The 26850-nt window shown below is 73.8% G+C and carries 24 protein-coding genes; 14 read left to right on the plus strand and 10 right to left on the minus strand.

Annotation, left to right across the window (positions count from 1 at the left end):
- The first annotated feature begins 265 nt into the window (after window positions 1–265).
- From OG715_RS03415 to OG715_RS03425, 3 genes are all read left to right on the plus strand, one after another.
- A complete protein-coding gene (locus OG715_RS03415; protein ID WP_327063987.1) occupies window positions 266–1903 on the plus strand; it encodes an ABC-F family ATP-binding cassette domain-containing protein in 1638 nt (545 codons plus the stop codon).
- Between the two features lie 172 nt (window positions 1904–2075).
- The gene (locus OG715_RS03420; RefSeq protein WP_327063988.1) at window positions 2076–4355 is read left to right on the plus strand and encodes an MMPL family transporter; all 2280 of its coding nucleotides are present in this window, start codon (window positions 2076–2078) and stop codon (window positions 4353–4355) included.
- Between the two features lie 63 nt (window positions 4356–4418).
- Window positions 4419–5993, plus strand: a complete 1575-nt coding sequence (locus tag OG715_RS03425; RefSeq protein ID WP_327063989.1) for a DUF7507 domain-containing protein — start codon at window positions 4419–4421, stop codon at window positions 5991–5993.
- A 38-nt stretch (window positions 5994–6031) separates the two neighbouring features.
- On the opposite strand, the gene OG715_RS03430 is transcribed toward OG715_RS03425, so the two are convergent.
- Window positions 6032–7087 carry a mechanosensitive ion channel family protein gene (locus OG715_RS03430; protein ID WP_327063990.1) on the minus strand — a complete coding sequence of 352 codons (1056 nt, stop codon included), beginning with the start codon at window positions 7085–7087 and terminating at the stop codon, window positions 6032–6034.
- Between the two features lie 170 nt (window positions 7088–7257).
- Here OG715_RS03430 and OG715_RS03435 point away from each other — a divergent pair, with 170 nt between their 5' ends.
- Entirely contained in the window at window positions 7258–7626 is a 369-nt protein-coding gene (locus OG715_RS03435) for a PRC-barrel domain-containing protein (protein WP_266309325.1), read from the plus strand.
- A 454-nt stretch (window positions 7627–8080) separates the two neighbouring features.
- Here the strand turns inward: OG715_RS03435 and OG715_RS03440 are convergent, their stop codons facing one another.
- Entirely contained in the window at window positions 8081–8596 is a 516-nt protein-coding gene (locus tag OG715_RS03440) for a DUF6215 domain-containing protein (protein ID WP_327063991.1), read from the minus strand.
- A 630-nt stretch (window positions 8597–9226) separates the two neighbouring features.
- Between OG715_RS03440 and OG715_RS03445 the strand changes: the two genes are divergently transcribed.
- Window positions 9227–9727: a hypothetical protein gene (locus OG715_RS03445; RefSeq protein ID WP_327063992.1), complete on the plus strand. Its 501-nt coding sequence runs from the start codon at window positions 9227–9229 to the stop codon at window positions 9725–9727.
- A 151-nt stretch (window positions 9728–9878) separates the two neighbouring features.
- Here the strand turns inward: OG715_RS03445 and OG715_RS03450 are convergent, their stop codons facing one another.
- Window positions 9879–10148, minus strand: a complete 270-nt coding sequence (locus OG715_RS03450; RefSeq protein WP_327063993.1) for a hypothetical protein — start codon at window positions 10146–10148, stop codon at window positions 9879–9881.
- Window positions 10145–11305 carry an inorganic phosphate transporter gene (locus OG715_RS03455; protein ID WP_327063994.1) on the minus strand — a complete coding sequence of 387 codons (1161 nt, stop codon included), beginning with the start codon at window positions 11303–11305 and terminating at the stop codon, window positions 10145–10147. Before OG715_RS03455 ends, OG715_RS03450 begins: the two co-directional genes overlap by 4 nt.
- A 517-nt stretch (window positions 11306–11822) precedes the next feature.
- Here OG715_RS03455 and OG715_RS03460 point away from each other — a divergent pair.
- From OG715_RS03460 to OG715_RS03470, 3 genes are all read left to right on the plus strand, one after another.
- Window positions 11823–12227, plus strand: a complete 405-nt coding sequence (locus OG715_RS03460) for a hypothetical protein (RefSeq protein WP_327063995.1) — start codon at window positions 11823–11825, stop codon at window positions 12225–12227.
- A 120-nt stretch (window positions 12228–12347) separates the two neighbouring features.
- Window positions 12348–12563 carry a glycoside hydrolase family 30 beta sandwich domain-containing protein gene (locus OG715_RS03465; protein ID WP_327063996.1) on the plus strand — a complete coding sequence of 72 codons (216 nt, stop codon included), beginning with the start codon at window positions 12348–12350 and terminating at the stop codon, window positions 12561–12563.
- 191 nt (window positions 12564–12754) lie between these two features.
- A complete protein-coding gene (locus OG715_RS03470) occupies window positions 12755–14116 on the plus strand; it encodes a bifunctional folylpolyglutamate synthase/dihydrofolate synthase (protein ID WP_327063997.1) in 1362 nt (453 codons plus the stop codon).
- A gap of 182 nt (window positions 14117–14298) precedes the next feature.
- Here the strand turns inward: OG715_RS03470 and OG715_RS03475 are convergent, their stop codons facing one another.
- The 4 genes from OG715_RS03475 to OG715_RS03490 form a co-directional block, all read right to left on the minus strand.
- Window positions 14299–15561: a serine/threonine-protein kinase gene (locus OG715_RS03475; protein WP_327063998.1), complete on the minus strand. Its 1263-nt coding sequence runs from the start codon at window positions 15559–15561 to the stop codon at window positions 14299–14301.
- Between the two features lie 129 nt (window positions 15562–15690).
- Complete coding sequence (locus OG715_RS03480) at window positions 15691–16521, minus strand: HEAT repeat domain-containing protein (protein ID WP_327063999.1); 831 nt, start codon at window positions 16519–16521, stop codon at window positions 15691–15693.
- Between the two features lie 54 nt (window positions 16522–16575).
- Window positions 16576–17181, minus strand: coding sequence for a hypothetical protein (locus OG715_RS03485; RefSeq protein ID WP_327064000.1), 606 nt, complete (start codon window positions 17179–17181; stop codon window positions 16576–16578).
- A gap of 102 nt (window positions 17182–17283) precedes the next feature.
- Complete coding sequence (locus OG715_RS03490) at window positions 17284–18327, minus strand: DUF4073 domain-containing protein (protein WP_327064001.1); 1044 nt, start codon at window positions 18325–18327, stop codon at window positions 17284–17286.
- Between the two features lie 345 nt (window positions 18328–18672).
- Between OG715_RS03490 and OG715_RS03495 the strand changes: the two genes are divergently transcribed.
- From OG715_RS03495 to OG715_RS03510, 4 genes are all read left to right on the plus strand, one after another.
- Complete coding sequence (locus OG715_RS03495; RefSeq protein ID WP_327064002.1) at window positions 18673–19245, plus strand: universal stress protein; 573 nt, start codon at window positions 18673–18675, stop codon at window positions 19243–19245.
- Window positions 19246–19351: 106 nt separating this feature from the next.
- Window positions 19352–20116 carry an ABC transporter ATP-binding protein gene (locus tag OG715_RS03500; RefSeq protein ID WP_327064003.1) on the plus strand — a complete coding sequence of 255 codons (765 nt, stop codon included), beginning with the start codon at window positions 19352–19354 and terminating at the stop codon, window positions 20114–20116.
- 5 nt (window positions 20117–20121) lie between these two features.
- Window positions 20122–21513 carry an ABC transporter permease gene (locus OG715_RS03505; protein WP_327064004.1) on the plus strand — a complete coding sequence of 464 codons (1392 nt, stop codon included), beginning with the start codon at window positions 20122–20124 and terminating at the stop codon, window positions 21511–21513.
- The gene (locus OG715_RS03510; protein WP_327064005.1) at window positions 21506–22843 is read left to right on the plus strand and encodes a sensor histidine kinase; all 1338 of its coding nucleotides are present in this window, start codon (window positions 21506–21508) and stop codon (window positions 22841–22843) included. Before OG715_RS03505 ends, OG715_RS03510 begins: the two co-directional genes overlap by 8 nt.
- A gap of 7 nt (window positions 22844–22850) precedes the next feature.
- Here the strand turns inward: OG715_RS03510 and OG715_RS03515 are convergent, their stop codons facing one another.
- Window positions 22851–23516, minus strand: a complete 666-nt coding sequence (locus OG715_RS03515) for a response regulator transcription factor (RefSeq protein WP_327064006.1) — start codon at window positions 23514–23516, stop codon at window positions 22851–22853.
- 89 nt (window positions 23517–23605) lie between these two features.
- Between OG715_RS03515 and OG715_RS03520 the strand changes: the two genes are divergently transcribed.
- Together OG715_RS03520 and OG715_RS03525 are read left to right on the plus strand one after the other, a co-directional pair.
- A complete protein-coding gene (locus OG715_RS03520) occupies window positions 23606–24841 on the plus strand; it encodes a benzoate/H(+) symporter BenE family transporter (protein ID WP_327064007.1) in 1236 nt (411 codons plus the stop codon).
- Between the two features lie 311 nt (window positions 24842–25152).
- Entirely contained in the window at window positions 25153–25749 is a 597-nt protein-coding gene (locus tag OG715_RS03525; protein WP_327064008.1) for a choice-of-anchor C family protein, read from the plus strand.
- A gap of 187 nt (window positions 25750–25936) precedes the next feature.
- On the opposite strand, the gene OG715_RS03530 is transcribed toward OG715_RS03525, so the two are convergent.
- Entirely contained in the window at window positions 25937–26755 is an 819-nt protein-coding gene (locus OG715_RS03530; RefSeq protein ID WP_327064009.1) for a maleylpyruvate isomerase family mycothiol-dependent enzyme, read from the minus strand.
- Between the last annotated feature and the right edge of the window lie 95 nt (window positions 26756–26850).

Below are 26850 nucleotides of genomic sequence, written 5' to 3' on the forward strand. Positions count from 1 at the left end.
AATCGGGTGGCGGCCGACATTCCCGACTGTTAGCCTGCCGGGGACGTTGATCTTTTCTGTGATCGCTCCCCCGATCACTTCCTCAAGGAGATCGGACATGGTGGTGGACGACGACATCTCCGGGTGATCACCCGGAGCCGACAGGTCGCTCGCCGGTGCATCGAAGCACCGCTGCCGCGGCCCGCTCGTCGACCCCTCCCCCCCTTTGTCCGGCACCCGGGCGGGTGTGTGCTGCCCCGCCCCGTCACTCCACGAGGTCACCGCCATGTCCGGCGCTTCCGTCGTCTGCACCAACCTGTCCTTCTCCTGGCCCGACGACACCCCCGTCCTCCAGGACCTCTCCTTCGCCGTCGGCCCCGGCCGCACCGGCCTGGTCGCCCCCAACGGCAGCGGCAAGAGCACCCTGCTCCGCCTCCTCGCCGGTGAACTGCGCCCCTCCGCCGGGTCGGTGACCGTCGACGGCGTCCTCGGCCACCTCCCGCAGACCCTCCCGCTCACCGCCGGGCTCACCGTCGCCGAGGTCCTGGGCGTCGCCGACGTGATCCGGGCCATCGACGCGGTGGAGTCCGGTGACGTCGACGAACGGCACTTCACCACCATCGGCGACGACTGGGACATCGAGGAGCGCACCCGCGACCGGCTCGACCGCCTCGGCCTGGGCCACCTCGCCCTCGACCGGGATCTGGGCACCCTCAGCGGCGGCCAGGTCGTCTCGCTGGGCCTGGCCGGCCAGCTGCTGCGGCGCCCCGACGTGCTGCTGCTCGACGAGCCCACCAACAACCTCGACCGCGACGCCAGGCACCGGCTGTACGACGCGCTGGACGACTTCCACGGCTGCCTGCTGCTGGTCAGCCACGACCGCGAGCTGCTCGACCGGACGGACCGGATCGCCGAGCTGGACCGGGGCGGGCTGCACTTCTTCGGCGGCAACTTCACCGCCTACGAGGAGGCCGTCCGGGCCGGGCAGGAGGCCGCGGAGCGCACCGTCCGCAGCGCCGAGCAGGAGCTGAAGCGGGAGAAGCGGGAGCTCCAGCAGGCCCGCGAACGGGCCGAGCGCCGGCAGAGCAACGCCGCCCGCAACCTGAAGAACGCCGGGCTGCCGAAGATCTTCGCCGGCACCATGAAGCGCGGCGCCCAGGAGTCCGCCGGCCGTTCCGGCCAGGTGCACGCCGGCCGGGTCGGCGAGGCCAGGGCGCGCCTCGACGAGGCCGAGCGGGGGCTGCGCGAGGAGCAGCGGATCGTGGTGGAGCTGCCGGACACCCAGGTGCCCGCCGGCCGCACCCTGTTCCTCGGCGAGCGGCTGCGGGTGCGGCTCAGTGGGCGGGAGCTGTTCACCGAGCCCGGCGTCGACCTGACCGTCCGGGGCCCGGAGCGGATCGCGCTGACGGGGTCCAACGGCTCGGGCAAGAGCACCCTGCTGCGGCTGATCGACGGGAGCCTGGCCCCGGACGGCGGCACGGTCCGGCGGGCCGAGGGCCGGATCGCCCGGCTGTCGCAGCGGCTGGACCTGCTCGATCCGGACCGCACGGTCGCCGAGAACTTCGCCGCGTCCGCCCCGGAGCGGCCGGAGGCCGAGCGGATGAACCTGCTGGCCCGGTTCCTCTTCCGGGGCGCGGGCGCCCACCTGCCGGTCGGGCTGCTGTCGGGCGGCGAGCGGCTGCGCGCCACCCTCGCGTGCGTCCTGTGCGCGGACCCGGCGCCGCACCTGCTGCTCCTGGACGAGCCGACGAACAACCTCGACCTGGTGAGCGTCGGCCGGCTGGAGAGCGCCCTGACCGCCTACCGGGGCGCGTTCGTGGTGGTCAGCCACGACGAGCGGTTCCTGGAGCGGATCGGGGTGACCCGGCGGCTGCACCTGTCCGACGGCGGGCTGCGGGAGGCGGCGTTGCCCACCGCGCCCTGACCCGGCCGCCGGGGCCGCCGCACGCGGCCCGGTCTGCGGTGCCGCCCGGCACCGCTGACCGGGCGCCCCCGCCGACGGGGCGACTACCGGCGAGTACGGCGTGGTCGGCGCGGCGGCCCGGGGACGCTGCTCCGGATCACTGCGCAACCGCGCCGAAGACCGGGAGCCGTTCATGCCGCCGTCCGATCCGCCGTCCGCCCCGAAGCCCGACCCGCGGTCCACGCCGCCGTCCGGCCGCCGCGGCCCCTCAGCCGCCGCGCCACCGGCCAAGCGTTCGGGGCTGCGGCGGCTCGGCGAATGGTGCGCCCGCCACTCGGTCATGGTCATCGTGCTGTGGATCGTGGCGCTGGCCGCCGTCCAGACCGCGAACAAGACGGTCGGCGGCGACTACTCGGACGACTTCTCGCTGCCCGGCTCCCAGGCGCAGCAGGGTCAGCAGGTCCTCCAGGCGCACGTCCCGGCCGCGGCCGGGACCAGCTCCCAGGTGGTGCTGCACGACGCCCAGCCGCTGACCGGCTTCGCCCCGCAGGTGTCCCAGGTGGTCGCCTCGCTGTCGCAGCTGCCGCACGTGCTGGGCGCGCAGAGCCCGCTGCCGCCGGCCGGGCAACCCGCCCCGCCCGGCGGGCCGCTGGCCGCGGACGGTCTGACCGGCTACATCACCGTCCGATTCGACACCAATCCGACCCTGCTCGACCCGGACTACCTGGACGGCGTGGACGCGGCGGTGGCCCCGCTGCGGGAGGCCGGCGTCCAGGTCGAGTACGGCGGACCGCTGGGCGAACTGGCGCAGCCCGAACCCGACGACCGCCTCAGTGAGGTGATCGGCTTCGCGGTGGCGATCGTCGTGCTGCTGATCGGCTTCCGCAGCGCGATCGCGGCCGGACTGCCGCTGGTGACGGCGCTGTTCGCGGCGGTGGTCGGCCTCGGCGTGCTGGGGCTGATCGCGGCGCTGTCCACCTTCGCGACCGTCGCGCCCACCCTGGCCACCATGATCGGCATCGGGGTCGGCATCGACTACGCGCTCTTCCTGCTCACCCGCCATCGACAGAACCTGATGGACGGGGTGGATCCGGTCTCCTCGGCCGGACAGGCCGTGGCCACCAGCGGCCGGGCGGTGCTGGTCTCGGGCTGCACCGTGATCATCGCGCTGTCCGGGCTGTCGGTGTCGGGCATCTCCTTCATGGCCAAGCTCGGGGTCGCCGCCGCGGTCACCGTGGTGTCGGCGGTCCTCGGCGCGCTCACCCTGCTGCCGGCGCTGATGGGGCTGATCGGCCGCCGGATGGACCGGATCACCGTCGGCCGCCCGATCGCCGAGAGCAACGGCGAGGACGGAGCGGAGACCGGTGTCTGGCACCGCTACGCCCGCCGGGTCGAGGGGCGCCCCTGGTGGTACCTGATCGCCGGCGTGGTCGCGCTGGGAATCCTGGCGATCCCGCTGTTCTCCATCCAGCTCGGCCACATCGGGGACGGCGCCGACTCCAGCGACTTCACCGACCGGCGCGCCTACGACCTGATGTCCGAGGCCTTCGGTCCCGGCTCGAACGGCCCGCTGACCCTCGTGGTCGACCAGAGCGCCGTCCCCGCCGAGAACCGGCCGGGCGTCCAGAGCGCCGTGCAGCAGTCCGTCACCGGCCTGCCCGGCGCGGCGAGCGTCGGCCCGCTGCAGCTCAGCCCGGACGGCGCGGTCCTGTTCAACACCGTCGTCCCCACCACCTCGCCGCAGGAGCAGGCCACCACCGACCTGGTCAACCGCCTGTCGGACACCGTGCTGCCGGACTCGGTCGCGGGCACCGGCGCGAAGACCTACGTCACCGGCAACACCGCCGCCCAGGTGGACTTCCTGGACATCGTGTCGAGCCGGCTGATCCTGATCATCGCGGTGGTGGTCGGACTCGCCTTCCTGATCATCCTCGCCGTCTTCCGCGGCCTGCTGGTCGCCGTCAAGGCCGCCGTGCTCAACCTGCTGTCGATCGCCGCCTCGTACGGGGTCCTGGTGGCGGTCTTCCAGTGGGGCTGGGGCGGCCCGGCGCTCGGGGTGAACGGCACGGTCCCGATCGAGAGCTATGTGCCGATGATGATGTTCGCGATCGTCTTCGGACTGAGCATGGACTACGAGATCTTCCTGCTCTCCCGGGTGCACGAGGCCTGGCTGCGCACCGGCCGCAGCCAGGACGCCGTCGCGCACGCCCTGGAGATCACCGCCCGGGTGATCTCCTGCGCCGCGCTGATCATGGTGAGCGTCTTCGCCGCCTTCATCGTCAGCGACAACATCGTGATCAAGATGATGGGCCTCGGCCTGGCGGTCAGCGTCCTGGTGGACGCCACCATCGTCCGACTGCTGCTCGTCCCGGCGGTGATGACCCTGCTCGGCCCCTCCGCCTGGTGGACCCCCCGCTTCCTCGACCGGATCCTTCCCCACATCGACGCCGAGGGCGAGAGCGAGCAGGTGTAGGGCGCGTTCTTCGGAACCCGGAGAGAGCACTCCGAGTAGCTGCCGGTCACGCTGCGGTGAAGGGTGGGAGCACTACCGTCCACCCGTCACCTGACGGAGAGTCGCCCCGTCGACCGGAAGGCCGGTCCCGTCGCGCGCTCCCCGCCCAGCACAGCCAGCACAGAAGGCCGACCGCCCACCGGCGGAGCGACGCAGAGCCTGATCGAGTACGACACCACCGGGACCGTGCTGGCCGGCGCCCCACTGGTCCGCGACTACGGGGACATCGCCTTCTCCCCCGACGGCTCCAAGCTCTACGGCGTCAGCTTCCCCGACGCGCCGGTCCTGTACACGATCGACCCGGCCACCGGTGCGGAGACCGCGAGCATCGCGATCACCGGCCCGCTCGCGGAACTCTCGCCCCCCGCCGCCAACGGCCTCACCGCCCGCTCCGACGGCATGCTGATCACCGGCTCGTTCACCCGGATCGGCACCGTCCCGCAGACCTTCGGCGCGGCCCAGTCCGGCGGCTCGGTGTACGCGTTCGCCTCGGACGGCACGATCGACCGGCTGGACAGCATCCCGACGGCCCCGTCCACCGACCCGCTGCCGGTGACCGCCGACTCCTCGACCGGCTCCGGGTTCTACGGCGCCACAGCCCCGCAGGACTCCAGCAGCTGCGTCGCCCCCGCCTACACGATCGCCAAGAGCGCGGCGCCGGCCGGCCCGGTCGACGAGGGCGCCACCATCACCTACACCGTGACCGTGGCCAACACCGGCACGGTGGTCGCCAACGCCGACTTCACCGACGACCTGGCCGCCGTCCTCGACGACGCCACCCTCGTACCCGGCTCCGTCACCGCCAGCACCGGCAGCGCCTCCGTCACCGGCACCACCCTCACCTACACCGGCGTGGTGAACCCGAGCGCGACGGCGACCGTCAGCTACCAGGTCACCGTCAACACGCCCGACACCGGCGACCGGGCGCTGACCAACGGCGCCACCCCCACCGGGCAGGGCGGCAGCTGCGCCACCCCGGGCGGCTGCACCACCACCGTCGCCGTCAACACCCCCACCCGCGGTGTCACCGTGGTGAAGTCCGCCACCGAGCAGGTCTTCACCGCCGCCGGGCAGGTCCTGCACTACGGCTACCTGGTCACCAACACCGGCTCCCAGCCGCTGACCGGCGTCACCGTCACCGACCAGGGCCCGGGCACCCCGACGGTCACCTGCCCCGTCACCGTCCTCGCCCCCGGCGCCTCCACCACCTGCACCGCCCACTACACGACCACCCACGCCGACGTGCACGCCGGGAAGGTCACCGACCACGCGACCGTCACCGCCACCACCCCCGACGGCACCCCCGTCACCGCCACCAGCAACACCGTCACCGTCCCGACCTGCAAGCCCGGCGAACACCCCTGGACGCCCGGCCACGGCGAGGACCCGGTCTCCGTCCAGCCGGCCCACTGGGTGACCGGCCACGACGGCGGCACCCCGCAGACCGCGGCCGAGGGCCCGGACCACCCCGGCGCCCTCCCCGACACCGGCACCGACGGCGCCCGCCGCGCCGCCACCGGCGCCGGCGCACTGGTCACCCTGGGCTTCGCGGCCCTCGCCACCCGGTACGACCGCACCCGCGGCACCGGCAGGTCGTAGCGGCACGGCCGGTGCGCACGGGTGGAGGACGGGCGGTGTCACCGCCCGCCCTCCACCCGTCGGCCGGGGACCGCGTCGTTCACGGCGACGCGCGGCAGGGCCTGCGGGTGGTTCTCGACCAGGTACCCGATCAGGTGCTCGCGCAGCCGGCAGCGGAGCTCGAACGCGTCCTCGGCGTTCGCGGCGGTGGCGAGCGCCCGGACCACGATGGTGGTGGGCGTGGTGTCGACCACCTGGAGGGCGCTGCCCTCGCCGTCCCACAGCGGCTGCCCGGACAGGAAGGCGTCGAACTCCTCGCGCAGCTTCCCGACCGGCGCGTGGTGGTCGAGGTGGAGCAGCGCCGTGCCGGTGATCCGGCTGGTCCGGCGGGACCAGTTCTCGAACGGGCGGCCCACGAAGTACGACATCGGCATGACGATCCGCCGCTGGTCCCAGGTCGCGATCACCACCGCCGTCAGCGTGATCTCCTCCACCGTCCCCCACTCGCCCGCCACCACGACCACGTCGCCGATCCGGGCCAGGTCCCCGAACGCCATCTGGACACCGGCGAAGACGTTGCCGAGCGTGCTCTGGGCCGCCACACCCGCCACCAGACCGACCAGTCCGGCGGAGGCGAGCAGACTCGTCCCGACCCCGCGCACCACCGGGAAGGTCATCAGGATCGCGCCCAGCGTCGCCAGCGCCACCACCGCCTGGCAGATCCGGCCCAGCAGATCGGCCTGCGTCCGGGCCCGACCGGCCCACGCCGGGTCCCGGCGGTGCACCGCGATCCGCACGGTGCCGTCCACCAGCAGCACCACCACCCGGGCCCCCAGCCAGCCCCCGGCGGCGATCGCCAGGATCACCACCAGGTGCCGCAGCGCGTCCCGCGCGCCCGACGGCGCGTCGATCCACGGCAGCGCGCCGAGCAGCAGCAGACACGCCGTCAGCGCCAGCAACGGCCGCCGGCACCGGGCCAGCACGCGCGGCACCCCCGTCGCCCCTCCGTCGGTGGTCACCCGCCGCACCACAGCCCGCTCGGCCCGGTCCAGGCCGTACGCGAGCAGCACCGCCGCCAGGGCCGCCACCGCCAGTCGTACCGGACTCCACCCCATGTCCCGCTCTCCTGTCCACTCGCGCCGCCGGGCCACCGCGCCCGGTCCGCCACTCGCCTTTCCCGCCCGGTCCGGACCACACCTCCCCGCGGACAGGTGGCATGGATCCGGCGGACCGGGGCACCCGAGCGGTACAGCACCGGCACCAACGACCGAAGGGAGAAGGACACATGAGCGAGGGCGTCAACCTCTGGCAGTTCCGCGACACCTCCGGCCACACCGCCGGCACCGACCTCATCGGATTCCACGTGGAGGCCGTGGACGGCTCCGTCGGCAAGGTGGACCGCCTCTCCGAGGCGATGGGTTCGCAGTACCTGGTCGTCGACACCGGCCCCTGGATCTTCGGCCGCCTGGTACTGCTCCCCGCCGGCACCGTCATCCGGATCGAGATCGCCGAACAGAAGGTCTACATCGACCGCACCAAGGACGACATCAAGCACAGCCCCACCCTGGGCGTCGAGGACACCGACCGCGGCCCGGACTTCCAGGACCGCTACGCCCTCTACTACAGCCCGTTCTACGGCGGCCGCCGCTTCTGACCGGCTCGGAGGGCTGACACCCGAGCGCCGTAGGGATCGTGACAGCGGCCCCTGACCTGCACGAAGGTCAGGGGCCGCTGTCACGGCTCCGACGTTTCGACGCAGCTCAGGGGCACGGCCGACCATCCGGGGTCAGCAAGGGGGCAGCAAGCTGCTCGTGGCTCGGGAGAACTGCTGGATGCCTCATGTGTCGTCGGTACCGGAGCCGATTCCCGTGCTCAGCTCGTGCAGGGCGTCGTCGTATTGCTGGCGGTCGAACTGGAACGGGCCGAAAGCCGCGTAGTCGCGTGTCCTGCGGTGGGGCTGCTCGAAGCAGTCCCTGGGCCAGGACTCGATCGATCAGTTCCCTGGCCTCGTCCTGGTGGTCGTGGACAGTGAGGTACTCGACCAGGTCTGCGGCGAAGCCCCATGGACGGCGAAGGCTTTCCGGGACGCTGCGGGGAAGCCGCAGGAGTCAGTTACCGGGCGAGGTCGGGGACGTGATGGACCAACCCGGAAGGGTGGGGAACACGGCTTCGGCAACGCGGTGAACGGTAGCGTCGTCGACGGGCCGGCCGTCGTTCCGGAAGACAGCGACCTCGAAGGTCCGACCGCCAGGTACCCCGGGATCCTGTGCGGCGATGAGATGCTCGACGCGGGGGCCGATGCCGGCCTTCCCCTGGGCGTCGGACCCGAAGGTCATGGCGTCCGCGCTGTAGGTCTGGGCGGGGTGGTCCAGAAGGGTGACCGAGTGGGGTAGGTAGCGAGACGTGCCGGCTATCTCCTCGACCGTGGTGGAGCTCTCGGTCAGGGCGACGACATACGTGCCGAGGCGTACCTCCGCCGCGGCGGTGCCGAAGGCGAACAGCGCGGGCTGGGCAACGGAGACGCGGTCTTTCGGCGTGCCGAGCAGAGCAGGCAGGTCGGGTCGGTTGAGCGCTGCGCACAAGGCCGCGTAGCCGGGTGGGTCGGTCAGCCGGGCAGCCACCATGCGGCCGGCGGTTCGGCCTGTTCCGTGCGAGCGACGGTCATCACCCACGCGGCTCCGCCGAGTCCGGCAGCTGCCAGTGCGGCCGTCGTCACCGTGGCCCCGGTGTTCCTGCGAGTCTTGCCGGCTGTCAAAGACGACTCCGTCCGATACGGCTCGACCACCGTGATTCGGGGATCTGTTGAGCCGGCATGATCATAGGACGCCGCCCGTACGGACACCTCCGATTTTGCGCGGCCCGTCCCGCTCAGAGGGCCGAACAGGTTCCCCACCTGCTTCACCGGGTCGATCGGGTGAGGGCGGGCGCGGATCCGGAAGCGCCGTGCGACGAAGACGCGGGCGGCCGCGCCGGGAGGCCGCTGCCCCCGGGTGCCCAGCAGCCCGGAGGACGGAGCACCCGCCCGTCCTCCGGTGGCTCCGTGCCCGGGCCCGGAGAGATCTGCACTGTCCGGTTGATCCGGTGCTCGGGGTGGTGTGTCGGCGGTGGGTGGGCGCGACCTGCGGTCCGATACTCGGGGCGCGGAGGCAGACGATGCCCCGAGTGCGGTGCCCCGGCCCGCCCGGGCGGCCCTGCGAGTGTGCCGCGGGGGACGGGTCCGACCGCTGGAACCCGTCGGGATGAGGACACCCCCGATGCCGAACACGCCCTTTCCGGTGCGCCGAGCGTGCCGAGTGCTGCTCCCGGTCCTGTCGGTGATCGCACCGCTCGCCGTGGCGGCCGCAACGCCCGTCCAGGCCGCCACCGTGACCTGTACGGTCAACGGCACTCCCGTCACCGGCACGACCGTCAACGGCACCGACGGCGACGGCGACGGCGACGGCGACGGCGACGGCGACGACACGATCGACTGCGCCGCGGTCCCGTCCGGGGTCGTGGTCCACGGACGCGGCGGGAACGACACCATCGCCGTCAACATCGGTGAGCAGGCCAGCAGGGGCACCGACGGGAACCGGGGCGAGATCAACGGCGGGACCGGCGACGACGCCATCATGGTCCGCGGCGGCAACGGAGGCAACGGCCGCCCCGTCGGCACGGGAGGCAAGGACAACGACGGGACCGTCAACACCACACCCGCGGGCGACTACGAGGCACCCGGCGGCTCCCCCGGGACGAACGCCCCGCTGCCGGAGTAGCACCGGAGAAGCGGCCGTCACACCCGCACCGGATCGGAGCTGGGCGCGACGAGTCCGAGGTGGTTCCGTGCTCCGCCGCGCACCGGTCCTCGGCGGCTCCGATCGCCCGCCGTCCGAACCGCCCTCCGAACCGCCGTCCGGGCGGGGACGGTCAGCGGTGGTTGACGATGACGGAGATGCCCCAGCCGATCGACGCGAGGACCACCGCGAGGAGCAGTCCGGCCAGGGCGTAGCCCGCCGGGCCGGCGGTGGGGCGGTCGGTGGCGGGTTCGGTGGCCGGTTCGCCGGTCGGGACGCCGGTGGGGAGGGGCGGGTTGAGCAGGCGCAGGGCGAGGGCGAACAGTGCGGGCAGGCCGGCGCCGGTGAGCAGGCCCACCACGAGGATCTTCCACAGCGCGTCCAGGTCGATCCAGGAGTTCACGAGCCCACCTCGTCCGTGGCCTTGACGGGTTCCGGGACCACCGAGCCGGTCCACGCGGCGTTGACGTTCTCCGATGTGACGGCCGGGTAGCGGGAGGCGACGTAGAAGGCGGTCGACGCCAGTACCAGGACGGTGAAGACCACCAGCACGCCGGCCGTCCCGCCGATCCCGTTCGCGGTCCAGTAGGCCAGCGCGCCGACCAGCGCGGCGGCCGGCAGGGTGAGCAGCCAGGCCGTCACCATCCGGCGGGCGAGCTGCCAGCGCACCTCGGCGCCCTTGCGCCCGAGGCCCGAGCCCAGGATCGATCCGGTGGCCACGTGCGTGGTGGAGAGCGAGTAGCCGAAGTCCGTGGAGCACAGGATCACGGCGGCGGAGCCCGACTCGGCGGCCATGCCCTGCGGCGACTCGATCTCCACCAGCCCCTTGCCCAGGGCGCGGATCACCCGCCAGCCGCCGACGTAGGTACCGAGGGCGATGGCCAGCGCACAGGAGAGGATCACCCAGTCCGGGGCCTGCGCCCCGGACCCCAGGTTCCCGTTGGCGATCAGGGCGAGGGTGATGACGCCCATGGTCTTCTGCGCGTCGTTGGTGCCGTGGGCGAGCGACACCATGGAGGCCGAGCCGATCTGGCCCAGCCGGAAGCCGCGCCCGCGCGCGCCTTCGGTCACGTCCCGGGTGATCCGGTAGACCAGCAGGGTGCCGACCACGGCCACCAGGCCGGCGATGAACGGCGACAGCGCCGCCGGCACGATCACCTTGGAGACCAGGCCCTGCCACTTGACGGCCGAGGAGCCGGCCGCCGCGACGGTCGCCCCGATCACGCCGCCGATCAGCGCGTGCGAGGAACTGGAGGGGATCCCGAGGTACCAGGTGGCCAGGTTCCACAGGATGCTGCCGGTCAGACCGGCGCAGACCACGGTCAGGGTCACCTCGCCACTGGCGACCAGGCCGTTGGCGATGGTCGCGGCGACGGCGGTCGACAGGAACGCGCCGACCAGGTTCAGCACTGCCGAGAGGGCGACCGCGACGCGCGGCGGCAGGGCCGCGGTGACGATCGAGGTCGCCATCGCGTTGCCGGTGTCGTGGAAGCCATTGGTGAAGTCGAAGCCCAGCGCCGTGACCACCGTCAACGCCAGGACCGCGTCGTTTCCGGTCACGCCCCCGAACCTAGCCCGCGAGCCGACCCGGTCCCGGCCCCGCGACGACCCGGCACACCGGGAAGCACTGGCCGGCCATCCGATCGGCGCAACACCGCGCGCCCCGCGGGGCCCGTCCGGGCGGCACCGCGTCGGACGCCGGACCTCGGCAGTCGCCGAGGGCCTCCCGCTCGACCTGCTCGCCGGCCGAACACCTGCGGGGGGGATCGCCGGCCGGCACCGATGGCAGTCGGTGCCCACCCGCGATGCGAGAGAAAATATCCGATATACGAAGCTTTGGCCAGAGAGCTTTGCTCGATCCATTCCGACCAGGCAGAGCGCCTCCCCCAGTCCGCACTCCGGGACAGCGACACCTCTGGCATTAATTTCGTATATCGCATATGTTACGCGGCACACCTTAGGCCGCGACGCAGCCGACCGGGCCCAAGGCTCCAACGACGGCCCCACCGACGACGGCCTGGTCAGCGGCGTCCCCCTCGACCTCACCACCGCCGCGTACACACGCTTCGTCAACGACATGCTCAAGGGCGGGCGCAGCGACCGGGGCTTCCGCTACTGCCGACTCGCCATGGGCCTCTACCACCGCGGCGTCACCGCCGACGGCAAGCGCTTCCAGGACCGCTACCCGGACCAGACCAAGAAGCTGGCCAAGATGGTCCAGGACGCGGGCATCGAGGGCCTCGGCGTCGAGTACTGGTCCCCCGCGCCGCACTGGAAGAGCAACGGGCAACTCGGCGGCGGACCGAACAAGAACGCGACCCTCGCCTCCTTCACGGCGACCGAGTCCGCCGCCATGGGCGACGCCATGGTCGCCGACCTGGACTACCTGGTCGAGAACTCCAAGGAGACCCCGAGCTCGCCGCCGCGACCGAAGGTCATCTGGTGGAGCCTGCAGAACGAACCCAACCAGTGTGCCAGCTAAAGCAGTTGCAAGTACACCGACGAGCAGTACCGGGACGTCTTCAACATCATCGCCCCCAAGATCCGCGCGAACGGCACCACGACCCCCGGCAACGCCACCTACCGGCCCGACCAGCGCATCATGGCCTGGAAGACCCCCACCGGCAAGCCCGTCCTCGTCGTCACCAACCGCGGCAACGCGAACTACACCTTCACCGTCGACACCCGGACCACCGGCACCTTCCGCGGCTACCGCTACGGCCCCTCCACCAACATGGACAGCATCGGCGCCAAGACCGGCACCACCCTCACCCTCACCGTCCCGCCGCTGTCCATCGAGTTCTGGGTCCACGACTGACACCCCTGGTGCCGGGACCAGGACCAGCACGGTTCGACGCCCCTGCCGTCGCACCGGACGCGACGGCAGGGGCGCGGCCGTGCACGGGCGTTCCCGCCGGTACTTGACCGGGGTGACTCCTGCCGCGATCCCCGGTGTCCGACTTCCCGCGTCGGCGCATCCTCCGGACGCCGACCGGGGAGCATTGCGGAATGGACTACCAGGACTGCGTGGACATCCTCGAAAAGCTGCACGGACATGTGCGGGAGGCGCTCCACGAGGAGCGGCGGGCGAACGTTCCCCGGCTGCTGGAGGCGTTGGGTCGTCCCGAGCGCGGACTGCGCGGGATGCTCGTGGTCGGGACGAACGGCAAGGGATCGACCTGCGCGTTCGCGGTGTCGGCGGTGACCGCCGGCGGTGCACGGGTGGGCAGCATGCCCAGCCCGCACCTGCAGGAGCACAGGGAACGGATCCGGGTCGACGGGGTCCCCGTCACACGCGCCGAGTACGCCGCCGCGTTCACCGAGGTGTGGCAGGCCGTCGAGCGGCACGCACTGCCGGTCCTGGCCACGGGACTCTACGCGGCCACCGCGGCCCTGCACTTCCGCCGCACGGGCGTGCCGCTCGCCGCGGCCGAAGCGAGCATCGGCGGGAACAAGGCCGCCGCCAGGGAACTCGGCCTGGACATCAAGGTCGTCACCGGCGTCGGACTCGACCACACCCGGCTGCTCGGGAACTCCCTGGCCGAGATCGCCCGGGCCAAGACCATGGCCGTCCGCGACGGGGACCACGCGGTTCTGGGGCGGCTCGCCCCCGAGGCGGCCGCCGCGGCGCAGCAGGTCCTCGACGAACGGGATCGGCTCACCGTGTGGCGCATGGACCACGAGATCCACTACACGGCCCGCACCGTCGCCGGCGACCGCGCGCCCTCGGTCGTGGTGGACGTCACCACCCCGCGCGCGGTGCACCGGGGCCTCCCCTGCCCACTGCCCGGCGCGCACCAGCACCACAATCTCGCGGTCGCCGTCGCGGCGGTGGACGCGATGGCCGAACGCGGCCACATCGGCACCCCGGACGGCGAACGCCTCCGTACCCGGCTGGCCGCCACCCGCTGGCCGGGCCGCCTCGAACTCGTCCCCGACGCCCGGCTGCGGGACTGGACGGGCCGCGTCCTTCTCGACGGCGCCACCAACCCGCAGGGCGTCACCGCCGTCACGCCGGAAATCCTCCGCCACGCCCGCACCGACGGGCGCACCGACGGCCGCGCGGGCCGCCCGCCCGTCCTGGTCTTCTCCTCGTACGAGGGAAAGGACGTCCCCGGCATGCTCGCCCCACTGCCCTCCGACTGGCCTGTGGTCTTCACCCGCACCGGCTCGCACACGTGCTCCGATCCCGCCGCCATGCGCAGCCGCGTCGTCGCCGCGCGCCGGGGCCCGTGCCTGACCGCCCAGGACACCCGGTCGGCACTGGAGCAGGCCGGCGCCCTCGCCGGGCCCGGCGGACTGATCGTCGTCACCGGCTCGCACCGCCTGGTCGGGGAGGTCCGCACCGAGCTCGACCTCCCGCCCGCCTGACCGGCTAGTGATCAGCAGGACGGCCCAGGCCGCGGGGTGGAGGGGCCGTGGCGCTCCGGGTGGCTGACGGTGAGGTGGCGGATCTCGCTGTCCATCGATCTTCCGGAGCCGTACCGGCGGGTCGTCGAGGGGTCGTCGAACCTCCACTGCGGACCGGGTGCGTCCCGCTCCGTCCCCGGGTATCAGCTCCGGGCTGCGTGGATCGCGCGGCTCTTGCGGGACTTGACGGTCTGCGGGTGGAACTGGCCCAGCACACGGTGGCGGTCGGCCGCCACCTGCTCCAGCAGTCGGGCCGCCTCCCGGTACTGCCCGGCCTCGCCCAGGTTGCAGGCGTGGTTGTTGCGCGCCCTGAGGGTGTCCGGGTGGGCCGCGCCCAGCAGCCGGGCCCGGCCGTCGGCCACCTGCGCCAGCACGGTCGCCGCCTCGTTGTGGCGCCCCTCCCGGCCGAGGGAGTTGGCCAGCTCGTGGGCCGTCGTCAGTTCGTCGACGGTGGGCAGCCGGACGGCCGCGGCAGGAGGCGGGGGCACGGACGGAGATGGAGACGGAACGCGCACGGTGGCCAGTACGGTGGCGGCGGCGCCCGTCGGCCGGGCGACGGCAGCCCGCAGTGCCTCGGCCACAGCAAGGGCCGAGACGGGGCGGTCCGCCGGATCCTTGGCCAGGAGCCGCAGGACGACGCGGTCGAGGCCATCGGGCAGGTCGGGCCGGTGGTGCCGCGGTGGCACGGGCTGCTCGCTCAGGTGGGCTTCCATCGCGGCGTACGCGTTGCCGCGGAAGCCGAAGGGCGTCGTGCCGGTCAGGAACTCGTACAGCACGCAGCCGAGGGAATAGAGGTCGGCACGGCCGTCGATCCGCAGGCCCTTGATCTGTTCCGGGGCCATGTACGCCGGGGTGCCGTTGGCGCTGCCGGCGGGGGTGAGCTGGGTGTGGCCGGCCATCAGGTAGGCGGCGATACCGAAGTCGAGGACGACGACGGCTTCCGTGCCGTCCGCGTGCCGCGTCAGGAAGAGGTTCCCGGGCTTGATGTCCCGGTGCGCGACGTCCACCGCGTGGGCGGCGGCCAGCGCGTTGCAGATCTGCACGCCCCACTCCACGGCCCGGGCGGGGTCGAGCCGTGGACCCGAACCCAGGGCCTCGGCGACGGACCGGCCGGTGAGCAGGCTCATCACGACGTAGGGCGTCGCCAGACCGGCCTCCCGGTGAATGCCGTAGTCGTGCACACCGATGATGTTCGGGTGCTGGAGCCGCGCGGTGATGCGGGCCTCCCGCTCGAAGCGGGCCTGTGCCTCGTGGTCCTCCGCGCCGTCCACCTGGGGCAGCAGGACCTTGACGGCGACGTCCCGTTGCAGCCGGGTGTCCTGGGCGCTCCAGACCGCCCCCATCCCGCCGACACCGATGCAACGGTCCATCCGGTACCGGTCGTTGACCATAGTGCCCTGCAACATCCGCTCCCCCACCCCGAGTCCTGTCCGGCTCACGGTAGTGTGTGGGGACGACCCCGCGCAGCCTCGTCCGGGGCTCCCGATCAACGGGCCGGGTCCCCCGCTCGCGCGGCGTCGGCCGACCGGGAACGGCTACGCGTCGGCAAGCTTTCGCCGGACGAACTCCCGGGCCCCCGCCACCGCCTCGCGGACGTCCGGGTGCGGGTCGTCGGCGAGGGCGGCCAGCAGTTCGGCGACCCCGGGTGTGCGCCAGTCGCCGACCGCCCACACCAGGGACTCCCGGACGCGGTGGTCGGGATGGGCAGCGAGGTGGGCGAGTTCGGCGATCGGGCCCCGGCGGCGGCGGAGCCGCACGAACCAGTCGAGGACCGCCTCCAGCTCGGCCGGGTCGCCCGGATCCCCGGCGGCCGCGATCCGGGCGAGCAGCACGGCGGTCGGCGGCGGTGGGCCGTCCAGCTGGTGCGGGAGACGCTCGCGCAGCCGCCGCGCCCCGTACCCGCCGCGCACCCGGCACCCGAAACAGGTGCAGGGCCGGGTGCCGTGCGCGTCGGGGCAGTACCGCCAGCCCACCACCTGCGGCGCGGCGCGGACGCGGTGCACCTCCGCCCGCCCGATCGCCCGGGGCACGAACACCTCCCACCCGCGCGGGTCGTCCAGCGCCGCGATCCGCCGCACCGCCTCCGCCGCAGGGACCTCGGCCTGGGTGCTCCGCATCCGGTCCCCGTAGGGCCCGACCAGCACCGGCTGGGCGTCGTCCAGCCGGACGTGGACGGCCACTCGCCCGCCGCGCCGGTCGAAGCGGCCCAGCTCGCGCATCCACTGGTGGGTGAGCGTGTACGACGGCAGCACCGGGAAGCAGTACACCCCGCGTGCGCCGCCCTGGCCGTGACTGGCCGAACGGATCCCGGCCCGCCGGATGCGCGGCGCGTTCGCCGCCGCTGTGAGGTGCACAAACATCGCCATAGCTCGGCATGTTAGGCGATCGACTCCGCTGAGCGCCCGGGAATTACCGGGCACTCAGGGGTGGTTCAGCAGACCCTCCGCGAGTGGGGCGAACAGCAGGTCCCAGTTGCCCGGCAGGTGGCGTACCGCTGCGGTCAGGTGGAAGTGCACGACCGTCCACTCGTCGGGCCTCGCCTGCGTGCCGTGCTCCCTGACAGCGTCGAGGCAGTGGTCGAGGAACTCCGGATCGTCCTCGTCGAACCCGAGCCGCTGGTACGCCCGCCGCACCTCCGGCGCCTCGTCGAACCACTCCTCCCAGCCGGTGGCCGCGCCCAGGAGGTAGAGCAGATGGCTGCCGGACTCCGGCAGGCCGCCACGCAGGTCCGCGGAGGCGACGACCCGATCCGCGTCGTCGCCGGTCAGCGCCGTTCCCTCGACCGCGAGAGCCACCAGGTCGTCCCAGTAGGCCGCGTCGTGACTGCCGGTGCGCTGCCGCATGTGCTCGCTCGCGAAGGCGGCCATCGCCCTCGGGTCGTCGATCAGCGGGGAGACGACCAGGTCGCTGGTGAAGTCGAGGCCGAAGTAGTACCGCCGCCCGTCCAGGGTCAGCGACTCCACGCCCCCGACGTGGCCGATCCGATCGGGCAGGGGCGGAAAGCGCTTCAGGAGATCCTGTTCCATGAGGCGGACCATAGCCTCCGCCACCGACACCCCGTCCGGCCGGCGCGGTCGGCGCGGTCGGCCGGACAGGGTGGTGAACAGGACGGGCGGACCGCCGGGCGGTCAGATCCGGGTGGCCAGCGGCACGGTCGTCCGCTTCATCCAGGTACCCGTCGCGAAGTCGCGTGCCTTGACGACGACCCGGTCGCGGTACACGTCCACCTGGATCCCCTGGTTGAAGCGTCCGGGGACGGTGGACTCGCCGCCCTGCCCGTTGTCGGCGTAGCCGGTCTGCACGGCGCCGGTGTTGATCACCGAGAAGCCGTCGAGGTTGGCGGTGCCGGGCACGACGCGGCGCACGTACCAGTCGGAGAGGTTGAGGTCCCAGTGGGTGTGACCGCTGAAGAGGAACACGTCGCGGTGGCGCCCCAGGAGGCCGAGGAGCCGGTCGGGCTGAAGGTAGTCACTCGAATAGATCTTGCTGCGGGTACCGGAGACGGTGTTGGGCAGCGGGTGGTGGGTGATCACCATGACCGGCTTCCGCCGCCGCGCCCAGTACTGCAGGCGGTCCTCCAGCCACTGGAACTGCGCGTCGCTGATCCACACCTCGTCCCACAGCGAGCTGTCGTGGTACCTCATGTACCGCTCGGTGCCGAGGGTCAGCACCGGGATGCCGCCGAACGTCGTCTCCGTATAGATCGTGGACCGCCCGGCGAACCGGTAGAAGCTGCGAAAGAGGGAGTCCTCGGTGGTCCCGTTGGGCCAGGTGCTCTGGGCCAGCGTGTTCGGGTCGGACCACTTCGGCACGTAGAACTCGTGGTTGCCGATCGCCCAGGCCACCTCGCGCGGCTTCGGGCCCTGGTCCAGTACCTTCCGCACCTCGGCGTACTCGAAGTCGTAGCCGCGCGGTGTGATGTCGCCGGCGACGGCCAGACCCGAGGAGCGCGGATTGGTGGACCTGATGTCCCGGAGGGCCTGGGCGAAGTCACCGAGGTCGCCCTGGATGTCGCTGATGACGTTGAAGGTGGTGACGAGCCCTCCGCCGGCCTCGGCGGACGCGGCCTCGGCGGGCGCGTCCTGGGCGGGCGCGGCCGCGGCGGTGCCGTGGGCGAGACCTCCGAGCACCAGTGCTCCGGCCGTCGCACCGAGCAGGGACCTGCGTTCCATGGTCGTTCCCTTCCACTGTCGCGCGGGGACGGGGAGCCGACCCCTCGCGCGATTCGGATCAGACCCGTTATCGATATGCGATCGAGTGGACGACCAGGTGAACGGGCGCCGACGGATGGTCACGATACGAATGACCGACTGCGATTGCCCAGGGCCGACCGGCCGACCGGGCCGAGCGCCGGAGGCCGGCGACCGCGTCATGGGTCCGTCAAGAACGCGCCTCCCGCCGTCATGGAGCCGTCAGCGGCGGCCGGGGCACCGCGGCGGGGGCGTTCCATGGACAAGGGTTCCCCGGGAGCCGGGGGGCCAGCGGGTGTCACGCGACCGAGACGGAGGCGAGCAGCCATGACCGGCACCACGAGCGGGACCAGGAGCGGCACCACCAGCGGGACCACCAGAGTGATCGTCGGACTCAGCGGATCCCTGGGCAGCCTCGCGGCGCTGTACCGCGCCGTGGCCGAGGCCGCCCGGCGGGAGGCCGTCCTCGTCCCGGTCGCCGCCTGGTCGCCCTCGGACGGCGACCAGCGGGGACCGCGCCCGCTGTCCGAACTGGAGCACGCCGCCCGACGCCGGATCGACACCGCCTTCGAGCAGGCCTTCGGCGGCTACCCGGCCGACCTCGTCATCCACCCGCTGACGGTCCGCGGCGGCGCCGGACCCGCCCTGGTCTCCGCCGTCACCGGACCCGACGACCGCCTGGTGATCGGCACCGGCCGGCACGGCCGCCTCGGCCGACTGCTGCCCGGCTCCGTCCCCGGCCACTGCCGCACGCACGCGACCTGCCCGGTCGTCGCCGTCTCCCCCTCCGAGCTGCTGGAGCGGCTGGAGTTCACCGCCCGCAGCGGCGCACCGCTCCCCTTCGCGGTCGGCCACCGCAGCACCGGACACCCCGTCCCCCGGCCCGTCGGCGTGCGCTGATCACCCGGGCGGTCGCTCCTGACCGGGCGCGGGTTCGGAAAACCGAACCCCCGGTCCGGGGGGCCGCACCATCGATCGGTGCGCGGCCGCCGCCCAGGATGGCGGTATGGACGGAACGACACAGACCACTGGTACCTCGGCCGCTACCTCCGCCGCCGCGAGGGCGGACGAGCTGTACCGCGAGTACGGACGCGGCACCGCCGCGGTGCAGGCCCTGCGAGGGGTGTCCGTGGCCTTCGCGCCGGGCACGTTCACCGCGGTGATGGGGCCCTCCGGCTCCGGGAAGACCACCCTGCTGCACTGCCTCGCCGGGATGGACCGCCCCACCCGGGGCACCGTCCGGTGGGGCGGCACCGAGGTGTCGGGGCTGCCCGAGCGGCGGCTGGCCGAGCTGCGGCGCAGCCGGGTCGGCTTCGTGTTCCAGGCCTTCAACCTGATGCCGGCCATGACGGTCGCCCAGAACGTGGAGCTGCCCGGCCGGCTGGCCGGGCGGCGGCCCGACCGGCGTCAGGTGCTGGACGCGCTGGCCCGGGTCGGCCTCGCCGGGCGCGAGCGGCACCGGCCGGGGCAGCTCTCCGGCGGCCAGCAGCAGCGGGTGGCGATCGCCCGGGCCCTGGTCTCCGACCCCGAGGTGCTGTTCGCCGACGAGCCGACCGGCGCCCTGGACCGGTCCACCGGGCACGAGGTGCTGGCCCTGCTGCGGTCCGGGGTGGACCGGGACGGCCGGACCTGCGTCATGGTGACCCACGACCCGGTGGCCGCCGGGTACGCGGACCGGGTGCTGATGCTGGCCGACGGCCGGGTGGTCGACGAGCTGGAGCGCCCCACCGCCGCCGAGGTCGGCGAGCGCCTGAGCCGGCTCGGCGGGTGAGCGCGGTGTTCCCCCTCGTTCTCGGACAGCTGCGTCAGCGTCCGGCCGCCTTCGCCGGAACGGCGGTCGCCCTGCTGCTCGCCATCGCCGCGGTCACCCTGTTCGGCTCCCTGTTCGCCGCCGATCTCGCCACCCCGGAGGCCGTCCGGAAGGCGGCCGCCGGACCGGGGCTGATGGTGATCGCGGGGGCGTTCGGCGAGATCGCCGTCCTGGTCGCGTTCTTCGTCGTGGTCAACGCGCTGGGTTTCGCGCTGCGTCAGCAGCACCGTGAACTGGCGCTGCTGCGCACGGTCGCGGCGACGCCCCGGCAGACCCGGCGGCTGGTGCGCGGCGAGGTCCTCGTCACCGTCCTGCTGGTGACCGTGCCTGGCTGGGCACTCGGCGCGGTGGCGGCCCGGTGGTTCCTCGCCGCGCTGCAGCGGCGCGGTACGGCGGCGCCGGACGTCCGGGTGCCGGGGACGCCGGTGCCGATGCTGGTCGCTCTCGGCATCGTGCTGCTGGTCGGACTGGCGGCCGCCGCCGTGGCCGCCCGACGGATCTCCCGCATCGCGCCGGCGGCGGCGCTGACCGCGAGCTCGACCGAGCACGCGCGGACCGGTGTGCTGCGGCTGCTCGCCGGGGCCGGCGCGCTGGCGGGCGGTGTCCTGCTGCTGCGGCTGTCGGCGACCCGGCCGGCCGACCAGGTGGACAAGGCGGGGCAGGCCGCGCTGCTCGCCTCGCTGGTGCTGCTGGTCGCGGTCGCCCTGGTGGGGCCGTTCGCGGCACGGGTCCTGGCGGCCGTCCTGGGCGGGCCGCTCCGGGTGCTGGCGCCCGGAGCGGGCTGGCTGGCCGACGCCAACCTGCGCGGTTACGCACGGCGTCTGTCGTCCGCGGTGGTGCCGGTCGCACTGCTGGTCGGGCTGTCGGGCACCATGTCGATCATGACGTTCACCGCCGGGCGGGCCGCAGCGGCGGCCGGGGGCACCGGCTCCGCCGCCGTCTCCTCCGTGACCTCCGCCACCGACATCTGGCTGCGGCAGGCCGAACTGGGGATGCTGGTCTGCTTCGCCACGGTCTCCGTCGTCAACACCCTGGTCGCCGTGACGGCCGACCGGCGCCGGGAGTTCGCCCTGCTGCGGCTGGTGGGCGCCACCCGGCCGCAGCTGCTGCGGATGCTCTCGGCGGAGGCGGTGCTGACCACCGCGGTGGGCGTCCTGCTCGGCGCGACGGTCGCGGGCGCCGCGACCTCGGCGTTCAGCGCCGCCGTGACGGGTTCGGCGGTGCCGCCGGTGCCGGTGGCGACCTGCGGGTGGATCGTGGCGGGCGCGGCGGCGCTGGTCCTGCCGGGCATCCTGGTCACCGGCCGCTGGGCGGTCGGCGGACCGGCGGCGGAGCTGGTGGGCGGCGGCCGTGACTGAGCGCGGCGACGACCCGGCAGACGGCACGGGCAGGGGAACGGAGCGCGGCACCGCGCCCGGGTGGCGACGCCACCTCGCCGTCCGGGGCGGGGACTGGGCCTTCGCGCTCCTCGGGCTGCCGGTCGCACTGCTCGGCGGGGTGTTCGCGATCGCCGTCCTGTACGCGGGAGTCCTGCTCTCGCTGACGGTGGTCGGCCTGCCGTTCGTCGTCGTCGCCCTGCTGGGTGTGCGCCGACTCGGCGCTCCGCAGCGATGGCTGGTGGGCCGGCTGCTCGGCGAACGGATCGAGCCGCCGGCCCCGCTGCCCCGCCCGGCGGGGGCACTGGCCCGGGGCCGGACGGTGCTCACCGATCCGGTCGCCTGGCGCGTGCTGCTCCACCTGGTGCTGCGGCTGCCGTTGGGCGTGCTCGGATTCGCGGCCGCCGTGCTGCTCCCGCTCGGCGGCGGGTGGCTGGTCGGCTTCCCGCTCTGGATCCGGCTGCTGGAACCCGGCCCCCGGGCGACCGACTGGCCGGAGTTCGTCGCCGTCCCCCTGGGCCTGGTGCTGCTGGCCTCGGCGCCGGGCGCGGTCCGGGCACTGAGCGGGGCGAACCGGCGGCTGGCCCGGGTCCTGCTCGGACCGGTCCGGACCCAGCAGCGCGTGCGGGAGCTGGAGAACGCCCGCAGCGGGCTGATCGCGGCGAACACCGACCGGCTCCGCGGGCTGGAGCGCGATCTGCACGACGGCACCCAGGCGCGGCTGGTCGCGCTGGCGATCACGCTCGCGCTCGCCGAGGACGCGCTCGGCCCAGGGGGGCCGGCCCTGCCGGACCCGGCGCCCGAACCCGGCACGCCCGCAGACGCTGCCCGGCTGCGCGCCCTGGTCACCCGGGCCCGGACGCAGACGGACGACACCATCGCCGAACTCCGGCTGCTCACCCGGGGCATCCACCCGGTGACGCCGGAGGGCGGCCTCGGCGAGGCCCTGCCCGGTCTCGCCGCGACCTGCCCCGTACCGGTCGACATCCGCCTGGACCTGTGTCAACGGCCGGAGCCGGCCATCGAGCAGGCGGTCTACTACTGCGCCGCCGAACTGCTCACCAACATCGCCAAGCACAGCGGGGCCCGCTCGGCCGAACTCGCGGTGCGCGCGGCCGACGGCCGGGTCCGGTTGCTGGTGCGCGACGACGGCCGGGGCGGGGCGGCACCCGGCGGCGGGGCTTCGCCCGACGGCGGGAGCGGCCTGGCCGGTCTGGCCGAGCGGCTGGCGGCGGTGGACGGGGTGCTGCGGGTGGACAGCCCGCCCGGCGGGCCGACCACCGTCACGGCCGAGCTCCCGACGGCCCTGTGAGCCGTCGTCACCCCTCCTGGTCGGCCAGGTACGCGAGCACGGCCTTGACCCGCCGGTTGTCCACGTCCGTGGCGGGCAGGTCGAACTTGATGAAGACGGCGGCCACGTGCTTCTCCACCGCCCGCTCGGACACCACCAGCAGCGCGGCGATCGAGCGGTTGGAGTGGCCCTGCGCCATCAGCTCCAGCACCTCGCGCTCGCGCGGCGTGAGGGTGTCCACCAGCCGCCGCCGCGCGCCGCGCATCAGCCCGGTGACCACCTCCGGGTCGAGCGCCGTACCGCCGTCGGCGACCCGGTGCAGCGCGTCCATGAACTCCGAGGTCCGGGCGACGCGTTCCTTCAGCAGATAGCCGATCCCCGCCGCGCCGCCGGCCAGCAGCCGGGCCGCCCAGGCCGTCTCGACGTGCTGGGAGAACACCAGGATGCCCGTCCCCGGGTCGGTCGAACGGATCTCGACGGCGGCCCGGATCCCCTCGTCGGTGTGGGTGGGCGGCATCCGGATGTCCACCACGGCGACGTCCGGCCGCTGCTCGGCCACCGCGGCGATCAGCTCCGGCGCCGTCCCGGCGGTGGCCACCACCTCGCACCCCCGCGCCCCGAGCAGCTCGACCATGCCCTCCCGGAGGATGACGGAGTCCTCGGCCAGTACCACGCGCAACCGCTTGTCGATCATGACGCCATTATCGGGCCCGCCGGATCGGGCCCGGGAGTCGCAGGTGGGCGGGCCGATCCGCACGCGGGCGGGTTCGGGATACTGCCGGGATGACAAACGAACTGACGGCCCGGCCGGAGACAGTGGCGGCCGGGGACGGGGAGCGTCGGGCGCTGCGGCGTGATGTGTCGGGGCCGGCGCTGCTGGCGGGCCTGGTGTGCGTCGCGGTGTCGTTCTCCGGGCCCCTGGTGGTGGTGCTCGCGGCGGCCGCCGCCGGGCGGCTGGACACGGCGCAGACGGCCTCCTGGATCTGGGCGGTGGCGATCGGCAGCGGGGTGAGCGGCTTCGCGCTGAGCTGGTGGACGCGGACGCCGGTGGTCACCGCCTGGTCGACGCCCGGGGCCGCGCTGCTGGTGACCAGCCTGGGCGACTACCCGTACCGGGAGGCGGTCGGGGCGTTCCTGGTGAGCGCGGTGACGGTGACGCTGTTCGGGGTGACCGGGTGGTTCGGGCGGCTGATCGCCGCGGTGCCGGTGGGGATCGTGAACGCCATGCTGGCGGGCATCCTGTTTTCCTTCGGCGCCGGGATCTTCGGTGCCGTGCACAGCGCGCCGACGCTGGTGGTCGGCGCCTTCGCGGCGTTCCTGGTGGCCAAGCGGTTCGCGCCCCGGTACGCCGTGCCGGTGGCGCTGCTGGCCGGCGGGGTACTCGCGGCGCTGACCGTCGGGCTGCCGCTGAGGCTGGGCTCGGGCGGGCCGACGGTGCCGGTGCTGACGGCGCCGGCGTTCTCCTGGTCGGCCTCGGTGGGTCTGGCGCTGCCGCTGACGATCGTGGCGCTGGCCTCGCAGAACGCGCCCGGTCTCGGGGTGATGCGGGCCTTCGGCTACCGGGCGGACGACCGGCTGCTGATCGGTTCGACGGGCGCGATATCGGTGCTGATGGCGCCGTTCGGCTCGCCGGGGGTCAATCTGGCCGCGATCACGGCGGCGATCTGCTCGGGCCCGGAGGCGCACCCGGATCCGCGCCGCCGATATGTGGCGGGGATGTCCTCGGGTGCGCTGTACGTGCTGGTGGGCAGTTTCGGCGGGGTGCTGGTGAGCCTGTTCACCGGGCTGCCGAAGGAGCTGATCGCGGTGATCGCCGGGGTCGCGCTGCTGGCCTCGCTGCAGGGCAGTCTCGCGGCGGCGGTCGCCGAGGAGCACGGGCGGGACGCGGCGATGGTGACGTTCCTGGCGAGCGCCTCGGGGATGAGCCTGTTCGGCATCGGCTCGGCCTTCTGGGGGCTGGTGTTCGGGCTGGGCACCCACCTGGTCCTGGACGCCCGGCGGGGCGGCGACAAGCGGTAGGGGCATCGGCAGCGGGGAGCGGTGGCGGAGTGCGCGGCACGGGAGGGGCGTGCACGAATCGTTCCGCTCCCCGGAAGGCGCCCGGCCCGGGGCCGCTCCGAGGGGCCGCGGCCCTCCCCCGAGGTCCCGCCAGGCCCGGCACGACCGGCCCGGACCGGTCGAAACCGGCGTGCGGGGGCGCGGACGCGGGCCGCGCGCGACACCGGGCGCCACCGCTCCGGCCTTGGCAGGGATCACCGCGACGGCGGACGCTCTGTGCACAGCCGATCATCGGCTGATCCCATTCGTCTGCCAGCCCCTGGAGGGCACCCATGTCGTTCTCGCGCACCCGCCTCGCCGCCGTCGCCCTGCTCGTCGCCGGTGCCACCGCCCTCGCCGTCCCGGCCCAGGCCGCCGGCGGCAACCGGGCGCTCAGCCGGTTCGACGACGGCAGCTTCGAGACGCCCAAGGCCCCCGTCAACTCCTTCACCCCGCTGACCGCCGGTCAGACCATCGGCCCGTGGAGCGTCGCGAGCGGCAGCGTCGACCTGATCGGTGCCGGCTTCTGGCAGGCCGCCGAGGGCGACCAGTCGGTGGACCTCAACGGCACCGGCGCCGGCACCGTCACCCAGCGCTTCACCACCGTCCCCGGCACCACCTACTCGGTCACCTACTCCCTGGCCGGCAACCCGGCGGGCGGGCCGGCCCTGAAGACCGGTCGGGCGCTGATCGACGGCCAGAACTTCCAGGACTTCTCCTTCGACGTCACCGGCCGGACGCTGGCCGCGATGGGCTACGTGGGCCGTCAGTTCACCTTCGTCGCGCAGGGCACGTCGACCGCCCTGGGCTTCACCAGCACCATCGGCGGGTCGTACGGGCCGGTCGTCGACAACGTGCAGGTGCAGGAGTGCAAGCCCTGTTGCGGCTGACCGGCGCGGGCCCCGGCCTCGGGGCCGAGGGTGGCGGGCCGAGGCGCTCCGGAGCGCCTCGGCCTGCCACCCGGCGGGTCAACGGGTCGGTGGACGCCGATACCCAGGAGTGCCTCGGCGCCGACGGATGATCTCGGACCCTCCGGACGCCCGGCGGATGCGCGGCCGACGCCCGCCGAACAGCGGCTCAGGGGGCGGCGAACAGTCCCGGGAAGGAGGAGGCCAGCCACGGCCGACGGCCCCAGGCGAGCACCCTGCCTCGGCGGAGGGCGTCGGTGGCGCTGAAGCGGCCCAGCGCGATGAGAAGGAACGCCACCGGCTCGGTGAGGATGGTGCAGTCCGGACGGCGCGGCGGCTCCTGGCTCACCACGGCCGCACCGTCCGCGAAGGTCACCGCGAAGCCGTCCAGGCCCCGCACCCGCAAGCGGTAGCAGGCGCTGTGGCCGTCCGCCGCGCGGGCGTCCACCACCAGCGGCATGGCCGTCCGCAGGAAGGGCATCGTCAGCCCGACCCGCCGCCGGTCGATCGGGTGCGGCCGCCCCAGCGCGACGGCGATGTCGTAGAGGTGGCCCAGCATGTGGGTCAGCAGATAGGCGCCGAGCGTGTCCAGGTCCATGCCGCCCAGCGGGGTCAGGACCGGCTCCCCGCCGCCGCGCGGGCCGGCCGCCGCCGTGAACCGCCGGGCCTGCCGGGCGATCTCCGCGCCGAGCACGGCCGGGTCCCGCTCCGGCCGCTCCGCCAGCGAGGCCGCGTTGGCCGCCGCCAGCGAGCCGGGGGTGCCGTCCCCGTACGGCCGGTCCGCGCCCGCCGCGAGTTCCGCCATCAGCTCGTTGGCCATCGCCAGGTGCGCGGCCGCCTCCGCGACCGTCCACTCCGCACCGGGGATCGGGGTCGCGCCACGGCAGCCGGCGAGCAGGGCGACGGCCGCGTCACCGACCTCGGTGACCGCGTCGAACAGCGCGCCGCGCCCGGCGCCGGGCCCCTGCGCGGAGGACGGAAGAGTCATGGTGGAGAACCATGGCCGACTCCTCCGTCCCTGTCCAGACCCGCGTCGTTGTCCGAGCCGCGTCACAGGTCGGGCCGCGTCACAGGTCGGGCCGG

Origin of the sequence: Kitasatospora purpeofusca, assembly GCF_036010405.1 — a bacterium.
Classification (GTDB): Bacteria; Actinomycetota; Actinomycetes; order Streptomycetales; family Streptomycetaceae; genus Kitasatospora; species Kitasatospora purpeofusca.

Coding starts and splice junctions, on each gene's coding strand:
- OG715_RS03495 (WP_327064002.1), top strand. CDS start 18,673: ATGACCGGCACCACGAGCGGGACCAGGAGCGGCACCACCAGCGGGACC.
- OG715_RS03515 (WP_327064006.1), bottom strand. CDS start 23,516: ATGATCGACAAGCGGTTGCGCGTGGTACTGGCCGAGGACTCCGTCATC.
- OG715_RS03475 (WP_327063998.1), bottom strand. CDS start 15,561: ATGTTGCAGGGCACTATGGTCAACGACCGGTACCGGATGGACCGTTGC.
- OG715_RS03470 (WP_327063997.1), top strand. CDS start 12,755: ATGGACTACCAGGACTGCGTGGACATCCTCGAAAAGCTGCACGGACAT.
- OG715_RS03415 (WP_327063987.1), top strand. CDS start 266: ATGTCCGGCGCTTCCGTCGTCTGCACCAACCTGTCCTTCTCCTGGCCC.
- OG715_RS03520 (WP_327064007.1), top strand. CDS start 23,606: ATGACAAACGAACTGACGGCCCGGCCGGAGACAGTGGCGGCCGGGGAC.
- OG715_RS03525 (WP_327064008.1), top strand. CDS start 25,153: ATGTCGTTCTCGCGCACCCGCCTCGCCGCCGTCGCCCTGCTCGTCGCC.
- OG715_RS03430 (WP_327063990.1), bottom strand. CDS start 7,087: ATGGGGTGGAGTCCGGTACGACTGGCGGTGGCGGCCCTGGCGGCGGTG.
- OG715_RS03445 (WP_327063992.1), top strand. CDS start 9,227: ATGCCGAACACGCCCTTTCCGGTGCGCCGAGCGTGCCGAGTGCTGCTC.
- OG715_RS03435 (WP_266309325.1), top strand. CDS start 7,258: ATGAGCGAGGGCGTCAACCTCTGGCAGTTCCGCGACACCTCCGGCCAC.
- OG715_RS03500 (WP_327064003.1), top strand. CDS start 19,352: ATGGACGGAACGACACAGACCACTGGTACCTCGGCCGCTACCTCCGCC.
- OG715_RS03440 (WP_327063991.1), bottom strand. CDS start 8,596: ATGGTGGCTGCCCGGCTGACCGACCCACCCGGCTACGCGGCCTTGTGC.
- OG715_RS03465 (WP_327063996.1), top strand. CDS start 12,348: ATGGCCTGGAAGACCCCCACCGGCAAGCCCGTCCTCGTCGTCACCAAC.
- OG715_RS03460 (WP_327063995.1), top strand. CDS start 11,823: ATGCTCAAGGGCGGGCGCAGCGACCGGGGCTTCCGCTACTGCCGACTC.
- OG715_RS03490 (WP_327064001.1), bottom strand. CDS start 18,327: ATGGAACGCAGGTCCCTGCTCGGTGCGACGGCCGGAGCACTGGTGCTC.
- OG715_RS03420 (WP_327063988.1), top strand. CDS start 2,076: ATGCCGCCGTCCGATCCGCCGTCCGCCCCGAAGCCCGACCCGCGGTCC.
- OG715_RS03480 (WP_327063999.1), bottom strand. CDS start 16,521: ATGGCGATGTTTGTGCACCTCACAGCGGCGGCGAACGCGCCGCGCATC.
- OG715_RS03485 (WP_327064000.1), bottom strand. CDS start 17,181: ATGGAACAGGATCTCCTGAAGCGCTTTCCGCCCCTGCCCGATCGGATC.
- OG715_RS03530 (WP_327064009.1), bottom strand. CDS start 26,755: ATGACTCTTCCGTCCTCCGCGCAGGGGCCCGGCGCCGGGCGCGGCGCG.